This window comes from Gemmatimonadota bacterium (genome assembly GCA_016704275.1).
Lineage (GTDB): Bacteria > Gemmatimonadota > Gemmatimonadetes > Gemmatimonadales > GWC2-71-9 > Palsa-1233.
Genome location: JADJAK010000002.1, coordinates 792490 through 803064, shown reverse-complemented (window position 1 = coordinate 803064; position 10575 = coordinate 792490). Strand labels below are relative to the sequence as shown.

Genomic DNA, 10575 nt, shown 5'->3' with positions numbered 1-10575 from the left:
CGCGGGCCGATGGACCCGCAGGCCGAAGCCACGCTGGTGCCGAATCAGGGAATGGCCGGGAGCGTGGGGCGCAGCAAACGCCGCCAGGTCACCATCCTCTCCCGCGAGGCGTGGGATGCCGCGACGAGCGAGCTCGGCGCCGCGGTCGATCCCGCGATGCGCCGCGCCAACATCCTCGTCTCCGGCCTCGACCTCTACGACACGCGCGGCAAGGTCCTGCGCATCGGCAGTTGCCGACTGATCATCGGCGGCGAACTCACGCCGTGCGAGCGGATGGACGAGGCGTCGCTCGGCCTGCAGGCGGCGCTCACCCCGCGCTGGCGCGGCGGCGTCTTCGCGCAGCTGGAGGAGGGGGGCGTCGTCAGGGTGGGTGATGCGGTGGAATGGGAGGATGCGGCGTTTTCAGCCGCGCATGTCGATGCGCGGCGGTGAACGGTTGACGGCTTCCCCTCGACCAAGCTCAGCCCCCCTGAGCCCCGCACGCCGCGCCCCGCGCTAAATTTCCCGCAACTCTCCAACCCCCTGACCCGAGGCCCCGCATGAAGATCACCGTCGAAACCGTCGTCCACGCCCCCATCGACGCCGTCTGGCGCGCCTGGACCACCCCCGCCGACATCGTCCAGTGGAACGCCGCCTCCGACGACTGGCACACCACCACCGCCACGGTCGACCTCCGCGCTGGCGGCGAGTTTTCGTCGCGGATGGAGGCCAAGGACGGCAGCGTGGGCTTCGACTTCGCGGGGACGTACACGAAGGTGGAGCCGCACAAGCTGATCGAGTCGGCGTTCGGCGACCGCACCATGCAGGTCGAGTTCGAGACGGCGGCCGATGGCGTCATCGTTCGCGAGACCTTCGACGCCGAGACCACGCACCCGGAGGAGATGCAGCGGGCGGGGTGGCAGGCGATCCTCGACAACTTCAAGCGGCATGTCGAGCAGGGGCAGTGAGGGGGAGGTCGCCCCACGATTGTCATCCTGAGCGGAGCAGCCCGTAGGGCTGCGTAGTCGAAGGACCTCTTTCCGGTGCGCAGGGAGAGAGGTCCTTCGACTGCGCCCGCTGCGCGGGCTCCGCTCAGGATGACAGCCGTTCTGCCTGCCGCGTCACCTGCCTCACGTATTTCTCGATGCCATCGAGCACCCGCTGCAACCCGAAATCAAATGACTCCTCCATGGTCCGCCCGTGCTCTTCGGGCGGCGCGGTGAGGATCGCGGCGAAGGCCGGGAAGCGCGGGTCGCCGATGGCACGGCCCAGGTCCGCACCAACTGCCGCCCCCCACTGCCGCTCGGAGATGCCGCGTGCCCGGGCGCGCGCCAGCGAGATCGAGGTATCCGCCGCGCCGCGCGTGTAGCCGTCGATCACGCTGATCATCTGCCCGACATCCGCCGGCGTCAGCGCCGTGCGTGACAGCGGCCGGGCGACCGCTTCCAGCCAAGCCATCCAGTTCGGGCCATGCGGCGCCGCGACGAATGGCAGCTCCGCCAGCCAGGGTCGACTGCAGAGCATCTCCCGCTTGGCGTGCGCCCACGCCGCCACCTCGGCGCGCCACCCGACCTGCGGTCCGTTCGGCGCCGGCGGCTGTCCCATCCCCGCGGCGACCAGCGCGTCGATGAGCGCGTCCTTGCTCGGGAAGTAGCGGTACAGCGCCATCGCGGTGACGCCGAGCTGCTGCGCCACCGCCTGCATCGTCACGGCGCTGAGCCCATCGGCGTCGGCGATGTCGATGGCGGCCTGCACCACGTCGTCGGCCGTGATCGATGGCTTCGGCCCTCGGCCGGGGACCGAGCGCGCCTCCCACAGCAACTCGCTGCGCCGCTGCAACTCCGGGTCGGGAGCGCTCGCGGCCTGCATCAACGCGTCGTGCGTCAGCTCCCGACCGATGCCGGGCGTCGCGCCGCTGCTCTGCTTCCGGCGGCTCCCGCTCGCCGCTGCCTTCCGTGCCATAGCTCCCGCCGCCATAGGGGTTGACAAACCCTAAACTGTTTATAACATACACAGCAATAGTATACGACGTATACTAATAACCGTCGGCCCGGAATGCGAGCGCCGCTCGCCCCCGCCCGGCACCACGCCCGACCCGAGGATCGACCCATGACCGCGTCCCCCCTGCGTTCGTCGCCTGCCGCCCGCCGCGCCCTGCTGGGCGCCCTCCTCCTGAGCGCCGCCGCTACCCCCGCCCGCGCGCAGGCGCCCGTCCCGCGCTGGCAGTTCCGGCTCGCCAACGGCTCGCTCGTCCCGACTGGCGCGCAGCGTGATGCCCTCAAGCGGGCGCCGGTCCTCGCGGCCCAACTGTCGCGGACCCTCGCGCCGACCTTGGCCGTCGTCGGGACCTTCGGTTGGGCCCGGAGCCGCGACCTCGCCACCGTCGACGCGACCAAGCTTGACATCTTCAGCGCCGATCTCGGTCTCGAGGCCACCGCCTCGACCCGACAGCTCAGCAAGACCTTCTCCTTCACGCCGCTGGTGGGGCTGGGTTCCGGGGTGCGCTACTACAACCATCGCCACCTCGCCGTCGACGAAACCACCACGCTTGGGGGCTACGTCGCGGCCGGTGGGGAGCTGGATATTGGCCGAGTCGGGGTGCGCCTCGAAGTGCGCGACTACCTCACCAACTTCACGCCGCTGATCGCCGGCGGCCGCAGCTCGGTGCGGAACGAGGTCATGCTACTCGGGGCGTTGCGCATCAAGCGGCGGTAGCACGCGGCGCTGGGCGCGGCGGTTGCCAAGAGCTTGTCATCCTGGAGCGAGCCTGAGGCTGCAGGAGCCCCGAGCGCGCGGGAGGGCGCCGCTCAGGGGCCTCGGCTGCGCCCGCTGCGGCTTCGCTCAGGATGACAACCTGCGTGGCCTCCCCGCGATACATTTCACCTCCACCCCTGACCCGAGCCCCGCCATGTCCCACCTCGCCCTCGTCGCCCTCGTGGTCCGCGACTACGACCCGGCGATCGACTTCTTCGTCAACGTCCTGCAGTTCGAGTTGGTCGAGGACACGCCCTCGCTCACGAACGACGGGCGGCCGAAGCGATGGGTGGTGGTGCGTCCGGTCGGGGGCGAGACGGGGATCCTCCTCGCGCGGGCCGACGGGGCGCACCAGGAAGCGGCCATTGGCCAGCAGTTCGCCGGGCGGGTCGGCTTCTTCCTGCGCGTCGACGACTTCGACGCGACGTATCAGCGGATGGTCGCGGCCGGGGTGACGTTCGTGGGCGCACCGCGCGAGGAGTCGTACGGGAAGGTGGTCGTCTTCCTCGATCTGGAAGGGAATCGGTGGGACTTGTTGGGCCGTGGTCATGCCGAGCGCGGCGAGGGTGCCTGACCGATGCATGCACTGGCCTCACGATTCCCGGCGCCTCACCTGACGCGCATGCTGCTCGGGCGGGGCGCGCTCTTCTGGCTCCTGATGCGCGCGATGCTGCTGGTCGTCGGCCTCGGTGGCGGCGGCTCGCCGACCGTCTCCGGATTGACTCCACTCGCCGCGTTCGTGCTGATCGTCACCGTCGGCGCGCTCGCGGTCCTCGAGTCGCGGCGACTCAACGAGCATCGCTTCTTCGCCAACCTCGGCGTGTCGCCCGCGACCACCGGCGTGCTCGGTGCCGTCCCGGCGGTGCTCGGCGAGGCCATCGTGGCGATGGTGACTCGCCCATGACGCTGGTCCTCCGCGCCGACAGCATCCGCAAGTCCTACGGAACGCGGGCCGTCTTGAACGCCGCGACACTGCGCGCGACTGCTGGGACACTCACCTACCTGATCGGTCGGAACGGGTGCGGCAAGTCGACGCTGCTGCGCATCGCCGCAGGGGAGCTCACGCCGGATGGCGGCGTCGTCTCGTACAAGGGACGTGCGGCCCTGCGCCAGCGATGGCATCGTCTGGCGCGCGATGGCTTCAGCTACCTGCCGGACCGTGACCTGCTCTCACCGCGTCGGACGGTGCGGCAGCATCTCGATGCCGTGGTCGCGCAGTTCCGGCTCGCGGGCTATGGATCGGCGGTCGAGACGTGTCAGCTGGAGGCGTTGCTCGATGCGCGCTGTGGCGAGCTGTCGACCGGCGAGCGGCGTCGCGCCGAAGTGGCGACGATCCTCGTGCGGCGGCCGGACTGCCTGCTGGCCGATGAGCCTTATCGCCATCTCGATCCGGTCGATCGCCAGATCATCGCGGCCGCGTTGCGCGAGATCACGGCGCAGGGCTGCGCGGTCGTCGTCACCGGGCACGAGGTGGCGGACCTGGTGCTGAGCGTCGACGCCGTCGTCTGGTGTACCGACGGCACGACCTACGAACTCGGGACACCGCAGCAGGCGCTGACCGATTGGCGCCTGGTCAAGGACTATCTGGGTGAGGGGCGTGCGAGTGATTTGCTGGCGGAGCTTGAAGCGATGGTGCCGCCCTTGCGTCCATCGGAGACAGAGCGGGTCGGGGCCGCCGAGTGAGCGGTCTCTTTCTCCGACGCGCCTACCTGCGCCCAGACGCCGAGCTTCGACCGGATCTGTTTCCGGGAACGTTGCCGTTTGTCCGGAGCCTCGACCTGCAGTTCGACGCTCCCGTCACCATCCTGATCGGCGAGAATGGCTCGGGGAAGTCGACGGTGGTCGAAGCGCTGGCGGAACTCTGCGGGCTCCCGGCCGGTGGCGGCGGTCGCAACGAGCTCGCCGACTTGCGGACGCCCCAGGGTCGCAGCGAGTTGGCGCCGTTCCTCCGCGCGTCCTTCGCGACCAAGCCGCGGCATGCCTACTTCTTTCGGGCGGAATTTCAGGCGCACTTTGCGACGCTGCTCGAGGAGCGGAAGGCGGACCCCGAGTTTCTGGGCGATCCCTTCGCGCGCTATGGCGGCCGCTCGCTGCACACGCGGTCGCACGGCGAGGCGTTCCTGTCGGTGCTCTCGTCGTGGATGACCCCGGGCCTGATCCTGATGGACGAACCCGAGGCGGCGCTCTCCCCGCAGCGGCAGCTGGCGTTGCTGGTGCAGATGGCGAGACTGGCGCAGGGTGGGGCGACGCAGTTCGTGATCGCGACGCACTCGACCATCCTGATGACCTACCCGGGTGCCGCGCTGCTCTCCTTCGACGACGGGACGATCAGCCCCACGACGCTCGAGGAGACGTCACACTATCAGATCACCAAGGGACTGCTGGAGCATCCCGAGCGCTACTGGCAGCACTTGTTGCGCGAGGAGGAGGAGGGGTAGCGAGGGCGGACTACGCCCCCCGCCGCCACGGACGCAGCACGGTGTAGATGGGGACCGACGTGGGCGACGCGCGGTCGACGGCCAGGAGGCGGCGGTAGACGAGATGGGCGATCGCCGACTGCACCGTGCGCTTCGACAACCCCGTCGACTCGGCGATGTCCTGCAGCGCCATCGCGATCTGCGGGCGATGCGGGCTATGGGCCCACCGCGTGAGGGTCAGGTAGACGAGGAAGGCCGACGGCTGACGATCGTGGCTGACCAGGTCGGCCATCAAGGTGTCGATGATATAGGGGTCGAGCGTCATCACCATAAGGTCGCTCCGGAGGCTATGGCAAGGAATGCCATAGTAACGATTACGCGCCTTGCGCGCCAATTCCCCGCAGGCGATGGTTTCCGCCGCACGGCATCGCATCGTCGACCCTTTCGCCCCGGAGCCTCGCATGATCAAGCAGGTGAAGTTCGTCAGCATTCCCGTCCACGACCAGGACCGCGCCCTCGCCTTCTATACCGAGAAGATGGGGTTCCGGATCGCCACCGACTCGCCGATGGGTCCCGGGCAGCGATGGATCGAGTTGAGCATCCCGCGCGCGCAGACCGGCGTGGTGCTGTTCACGGCACCCGGCCAGGAGGGGTGGATCGGCGGCTTCATGAACATGTCCTTCCAGTGCGACGATGTGGTCGCGACGTACCACGAGCTCAAGGCCGCCGGCGTCGAGTTCGTGAAGGAGCCCAAGGTCGAGCCGTGGGGCACGTCGGCGATCTTCAAGGACAGCGAAGGAAACCAGTTCGTGCTCTCGACCGGCTGAGGGCGCGACGCGGGTGGCGGCCCGCGAGGCAGAATGTGGTGGTAGCTTGGATGGAAACGGCTCGCACAGCCCCCAAAGGAGAATGCGACATGAGATACGTGGACGGCTTTCTGATCGTGGTCCCTGCCGACAAGCTCGACGCCTATCGCGCGATGGCCGAACAGGGCCGGGACGTCTGGATGAAGCACGGCGCGCTCGATTACAAGGAATGCGTCGGCGACGACCTCTATCCGCAGATGGGAGAGATGGAGACGTTGCCGTTCCCGACACTCACCGGACTCGCGGCGGATGAACGGCTCATCTTCGCGTTCATCGTCTACAACTCACGGCAGCATCGTGACGAGGTCAACGCCAAGGTCATGAGCGACCCCGCCATGAGTCCGGAGCAGATGAAGGACAAGCCGATGCCCTTCGAGTTCAAGCGGTTCAGCTTCGGCGGGTTCGAGGTGCTGGTCGACATCTGATCGGGCCCACGGATCGCCGATCGGACCCGATTGGCGGGCCCTGTGGTGCAGCCGCTGGGGCGGGGCGTCCTCCTCTCAGGCTGGCTCGGCGGGGGCGGCGAAGAGCCACGTCTCCCAGGCTGCGCGGCGGACCGTCGTGTTCCCCACCGGTGGCATGCCAGGGACGGCTACGATCCGGTGCCGTTGGTGGCCGTCCTCCCGCGTGGCGTGGGCCGTGGCCGGTGCCGATTCGGCGGCCGCGGCTCCTTCGTGCAGGAGCGTCCTGCTTGGGGCCGCCAGGGGTCCGTTCACCGTCCTCGGGTTCATCGGCAGCGGCGGGCTGCCGATTCTCTGCGTCGGCATCGGCTGTCGGGTAGCCTGGGCTTCAATAGCGGCCGGTCCCGTATCGGTTGGTGCGTGGCGACGGCCTGCGCGGCGCCTTTTCGCTGTGCCTCGCGCTGCCGCGGGGGCGGGGAGTTCTTCATCTTCTCGCAGGGCACCCGTCGGATGCGTTGCATCCCTGCTGGACTCGGGCTGCGACCCCCCAACGAACAGGTGCGCGGCGCCGCGATCCCTGGGTGACCTGGGCCTCGGCCCCCCCCGGCGCGGCGGCTGATCAGCGCCGCCGGCTGCGGCGATTGACCGGGGGGGCGCACGCCCGGTCTGCTGAGGCGAAGCGGCGGCGATGCAGCGGTTGGGCGGGGATGATGTGCCGGTGACCTGCACCGACGCCGACGTCCGCCCCGCTGCGGGCGCGGCGCCGGGGGGCCGCGAGTGCGCGGAGCTGATGGCCGCCATGGAGCCATGGCGCACGCTTGGGCGCACCGTCGAAGCCGGGGTGCGAGGGCTCACCGATCCGGCTCGCGGTGCACGTCCGGTGCGGGCGGCGACGAGGTGGCTGGCTTCCCGGTGCTCGACCTGCATGGGATGGTGCGGGGCGGGATCTCAGACGCTTGTCTGCGTCGCCCGCGCCGGCAGTGCTGGTGGCAGCTTCCTCTGCTCGCATGGGCCGAGCGGCGCATCGCCGCGCTCCCAACGTCTTTCTCTGCGTCTCCTCGTTCAACCCCGACGCGGAGCGCCTTTACCGCCGGCTGGGCTATGAGGTCGTCGGGACGTTGACCGACTTCATCGTGACGGGACATCACGAAACCCTCCTCCGGAAGTCGACCGGATCGTGGGCCGCATTCCGGCGCACCTCCCCAGCGAGCTGAACGCACTTGAGTTGACCTCCTTCCCCGAACGCATCGCCACCGACCGCCTGCTGCTCCGCTGCTGGCGGCCCGAGGATGCGCCGCTCCTCAAGGCGACCGTCGACGCGAACCTCGAGCACCTGCGCGCTTGGATGCCGTGGGCGATGGAGGAGCCGTCGCCGCTCGAGGTGGTCACTGCAAAGCTGACGCGGTTTGCGGAGAACTTTCACGCGGGGACCGAGTGGATCTACGCGATCTTCACCCCCGATGAGCAGCGCGTGCTCGGTGGCACCGGCCTCCATCTGCGGCAGGCGCCAGGCGTCATCGAGATCGGCTATTGGATCGATCAGGAGCACACCCGCCGCGGCCTGGCCACCGAGGTGACGCGCACGCTGACGGCGATCGCGTTCACCGATCCGGGCACCGAGGTGGTCGAGGTTCGCTGCAATCCGCTCAACACCGCGAGCGCGCGGGTCCCCGAGCGGCTCGGCTTCACGCTGCGCGAGGTGCTGCGCAACGACGGACTGACGCCACAGGGCGAGCCGCGCGACACGATGGTGTGGGAGATGCGGCGCGGGCCGCCCGAACGCTTCGAGCTCGCCGAGTTGCGTTTGCGCCGGCCGCGGCCGTCCGACGCCGAGGCGATCCTCGAGTATGCCAACGACCCCGAGGTCGCGCGCTATGCCGACTGGCCCGTCGGGGCGACGCTCGACCGCATCTTCCACACGATCGATGCGCGGGCCGAACGGTGGGAGCGCGGTGAGGAGTTCTACTGGGTGATCGCCGAGCGGGAGAGTGACCGCGCCATCGGCGGGATCTCGTGCAGGATGGAGGGCGATGCCGCCGAGATCGGCTTCCTGGTCCATCGGCAGCAGTGGGGCCGCGGCCTGGCGACGGCGGCCTGCGTGGCGGTGGCGGATTGGGCGTTGTCGCTGCCGGCGACCCACCGCCTCTGGGCCACCTGCGACGTCGACAACCACGCCTCGGCGCGCGTCCTCGAGAAGGCGGGCTTCACGCTGGACGAGCGGCTGGTCCGCTACGCGGTGCGGCCCAACATTTCGGATGAGCTGCGGGATGCGCTGCGGTACAGTCGCCGCTCCCCCGATGTACCTTCGGATATCCCCTTGATGGGCCTTGCCCCTGGAGCCCCCGATGATCCCGATCAGTGAAGAGTTCTACTACTTCCTTCTCGCCCTTCCCGTCGGCTCGTTCATTCTGGGCGCCCTCTGGATGCGCGGGCACATCTATGCGCAGCGCCTCCGCGCCAAGGCGGAGGCAACACCGTTGCCGCTGCAGTCCCCGGGGCTGGAGACGCAGCTGCTCGATGCCCTCGATTCGGTGCAGGTGCAGCTCGCCGAGTTGGCGGAGCGGCAGGACTTCACGGAGCGGATCCTGACCCGCCAACCGAAGCGCTCGCGGATGGACACTCCGACGCCGGTGCCGACCCCGATCTAACCCCCGAGCCTCTGATGACCGTCTCCCGCATGGACAATGTCGGCATCGTCGTCGCCGACCTCGACGCCGCGATCGCCTTCTTCATCGAGCTTGGCCTCACGCTCGAGGGGCGCATGCCGATCGACGGCGAGTGGGCCGGCCGCGTGACCGGCGTGCGCGGGCAGCGCGTCGAGATCGCGATGATGCGGACGCCCGACGGCCACAGCCGCCTCGAGCTCACGCGCTTCGACGCTCCCAGGGTCGCCTCCGATCACCGCACCGCGCCGGTGAACTCGCTCGGCTACCTGCGAGTGATGTTCACCGTGACGGACCTCGCCGACACCCTCGAGCGCCTCCGCCCCCTCGGCGCGACGGTGGTCGACGAGGTGGTCGACTACGAAGGGATCTACCGGCTCTGCTACATCCGCGGGCCCGAAGGGATCCTGCTCGGACTCGCGGAGCAGCTCCGCCAGCAGGTGTCGCGGGAGAATCCGGTCGACTTGCCGGCATGATGCACTCGCATGGAGGTGATCCATGAAGTGGGCGTGTGCTACGCCAGCGGTGCGGTTGATTGCGTTGATGGTGGCGGCAGGATGCTTCGGCGTCGCGTGGCGACTCACGAGCATCGGGGCCTCGGGCGTCGAGGATGTGCCGCCGCCTTTCATCCTGGTGGCGGGGGTGGCGGGGCTGCTGTTCCTGGGCGTGGGCGTGGTCGGGAAGTATCCCAGAACTGATGGGTGAGACGTTGCCGCCACCGGGTGGAATTCCCAACCCTTTCGAGGTCCGCGTTGTCTACGTACCGTGACAATGCGGGTCCACACTCGTGAGGAGAGAATATGCGGTGCATGCGCCGGGCTGGATCGGTCGTGATGGTGTCTTTCGTGCTGGCTTGTGCAGCACCGCGTCCGCCGGCGCCTCCGGTGCCGGATCCGGCATTGCGGGCGGCGCTGATCGAGCGTGCCGCCAAGGATCAAGCGGACATGCAGGCGCTCGCCGCGCACTGGGAGGACAGCAGCTATCACCGCACGATGCAGGCGACCCTCGTCGCGAACGCGCAGTGGCTCGACTCGGTGGTCTCCGCCCGCGGGTGGCCTGGCATTGCCGTCGCCGATTCGGATGGGACTCAGGCCGCCTTTCTGATCGCTCAGCATGCCGATTCGGTGTCCGCCGCGCAACGCCGATTCCTCACGGCCCTCCGCGCCGCCGTTGCCGGGCAGGACGCGCCCCCGGCGAACCTGGCCTACCTCGAGGATCGGGTACGGCGGGCCGATGGACGCCCCCAGCTCTACGCCACGCAGCCCGACTTTGACAAGCAGGGGAACGCGGTCACGCCGCCGGTGGAAGCGCCGGAGAGTCTGGACGTGCGCCGGGCGAGGGTTGGGTTGAAGCCGATGGCCGAGTATCTCGCGCAGATGAACGCGACGAACGCGCAGCTGCGTGCCATGAGCCCGCCGCCGAAGAAGTAGGGTCAGACCCGGGGGAGTGGCAGGGGGTGCCGCCACGCCGGTCGGATTCCGGTGGTACCTTCATC

Annotated in this window: 18 protein-coding genes; 15 read left to right on the top strand and 3 right to left on the bottom strand. The window is 69.2% G+C overall.

Annotated elements, in window-relative coordinates; all coding sequences use genetic code 11:
- Both IPG05_07535 and IPG05_07530 read left to right on the top strand, forming a co-directional pair.
- The coding region (locus IPG05_07535) for an MOSC domain-containing protein (GenBank protein MBK6494941.1) at positions 1-432 on the top strand (432 nt) is incomplete at its 5' end.
- Positions 433-539: 107 nt separating this feature from the next.
- A complete protein-coding gene (locus IPG05_07530) occupies positions 540-947 on the top strand; it encodes an SRPBCC family protein (protein ID MBK6494940.1) in 408 nt (135 codons plus the stop codon).
- A gap of 124 nt (positions 948-1071) precedes the next feature.
- On the opposite strand, the gene IPG05_07525 is transcribed toward IPG05_07530, so the two are convergent.
- The gene (locus IPG05_07525; protein MBK6494939.1) at positions 1072-1941 is read right to left on the bottom strand and encodes a TetR/AcrR family transcriptional regulator C-terminal domain-containing protein; all 870 of its coding nucleotides are present in this window, start codon (positions 1939-1941) and stop codon (positions 1072-1074) included.
- A gap of 147 nt (positions 1942-2088) precedes the next feature.
- On the opposite strand from IPG05_07525, the gene IPG05_07520 reads away from it, so the two are divergent.
- The 5 genes from IPG05_07520 to IPG05_07500 all read left to right on the top strand — a co-directional run bounded on the left by IPG05_07520 (position 2089) and on the right by IPG05_07500 (position 5171).
- Positions 2089-2694, top strand: coding sequence for a hypothetical protein (locus IPG05_07520; GenBank protein MBK6494938.1), 606 nt, complete (start codon positions 2089-2091; stop codon positions 2692-2694).
- Between the two features lie 193 nt (positions 2695-2887).
- On the top strand, positions 2888-3307 hold the full coding sequence (locus IPG05_07515) for a VOC family protein (protein MBK6494937.1): 420 nt from the start codon (positions 2888-2890) through the stop codon (positions 3305-3307).
- Between the two features lie 3 nt (positions 3308-3310).
- Positions 3311-3637 carry a hypothetical protein gene (locus IPG05_07510; GenBank protein MBK6494936.1) on the top strand — a complete coding sequence of 109 codons (327 nt, stop codon included), beginning with the start codon at positions 3311-3313 and terminating at the stop codon, positions 3635-3637.
- Positions 3634-4416, top strand: a complete 783-nt coding sequence (locus IPG05_07505; protein MBK6494935.1) for an ATP-binding cassette domain-containing protein — start codon at positions 3634-3636, stop codon at positions 4414-4416. The genes IPG05_07510 and IPG05_07505 overlap by 4 nt, the downstream gene beginning before the upstream one ends.
- A gap of 26 nt (positions 4417-4442) precedes the next feature.
- Positions 4443-5171 carry an AAA family ATPase gene (locus tag IPG05_07500; GenBank protein ID MBK6494934.1) on the top strand — a complete coding sequence of 243 codons (729 nt, stop codon included), beginning with the start codon at positions 4443-4445 and terminating at the stop codon, positions 5169-5171.
- Between the two features lie 10 nt (positions 5172-5181).
- Here the strand turns inward: IPG05_07500 and IPG05_07495 are convergent, their stop codons facing one another.
- Complete coding sequence (locus IPG05_07495; GenBank protein ID MBK6494933.1) at positions 5182-5481, bottom strand: helix-turn-helix domain-containing protein; 300 nt, start codon at positions 5479-5481, stop codon at positions 5182-5184.
- 130 nt (positions 5482-5611) lie between these two features.
- On the opposite strand from IPG05_07495, the gene IPG05_07490 reads away from it, so the two are divergent.
- Positions 5612-5977 carry a VOC family protein gene (locus tag IPG05_07490; GenBank protein MBK6494932.1) on the top strand — a complete coding sequence of 122 codons (366 nt, stop codon included), beginning with the start codon at positions 5612-5614 and terminating at the stop codon, positions 5975-5977.
- 89 nt (positions 5978-6066) lie between these two features.
- Positions 6067-6441 carry a DUF1428 domain-containing protein gene (locus IPG05_07485; GenBank protein ID MBK6494931.1) on the top strand — a complete coding sequence of 125 codons (375 nt, stop codon included), beginning with the start codon at positions 6067-6069 and terminating at the stop codon, positions 6439-6441.
- Between the two features lie 75 nt (positions 6442-6516).
- On the opposite strand, the gene IPG05_07480 is transcribed toward IPG05_07485, so the two are convergent.
- Entirely contained in the window at positions 6517-6732 is a 216-nt protein-coding gene (locus tag IPG05_07480; protein ID MBK6494930.1) for a hypothetical protein, read from the bottom strand.
- 641 nt (positions 6733-7373) lie between these two features.
- On the opposite strand from IPG05_07480, the gene IPG05_07475 reads away from it, so the two are divergent.
- From IPG05_07475 to IPG05_07450, 6 genes are all read left to right on the top strand, one after another.
- On the top strand, positions 7374-7631 hold the full coding sequence (locus IPG05_07475) for a hypothetical protein (GenBank protein MBK6494929.1): 258 nt from the start codon (positions 7374-7376) through the stop codon (positions 7629-7631).
- A complete protein-coding gene (locus tag IPG05_07470) occupies positions 7595-8779 on the top strand; it encodes a GNAT family N-acetyltransferase (GenBank protein MBK6494928.1) in 1185 nt (394 codons plus the stop codon). The genes IPG05_07475 and IPG05_07470 overlap by 37 nt, the downstream gene beginning before the upstream one ends.
- Complete coding sequence (locus IPG05_07465) at positions 8763-9065, top strand: hypothetical protein (GenBank protein MBK6494927.1); 303 nt, start codon at positions 8763-8765, stop codon at positions 9063-9065. Before IPG05_07470 ends, IPG05_07465 begins: the two co-directional genes overlap by 17 nt.
- A gap of 14 nt (positions 9066-9079) precedes the next feature.
- Positions 9080-9556, top strand: a complete 477-nt coding sequence (locus IPG05_07460; protein MBK6494926.1) for a VOC family protein — start codon at positions 9080-9082, stop codon at positions 9554-9556.
- A gap of 22 nt (positions 9557-9578) precedes the next feature.
- Positions 9579-9785 (top strand): hypothetical protein, encoded by a 207-nt coding sequence (locus tag IPG05_07455; GenBank protein MBK6494925.1) that lies wholly within the window; start codon positions 9579-9581, stop codon positions 9783-9785.
- A 140-nt stretch (positions 9786-9925) separates the two neighbouring features.
- Positions 9926-10510, top strand: a complete 585-nt coding sequence (locus tag IPG05_07450; GenBank protein MBK6494924.1) for a hypothetical protein — start codon at positions 9926-9928, stop codon at positions 10508-10510.
- Positions 10511-10575: the final 65 nt, after the last annotated feature.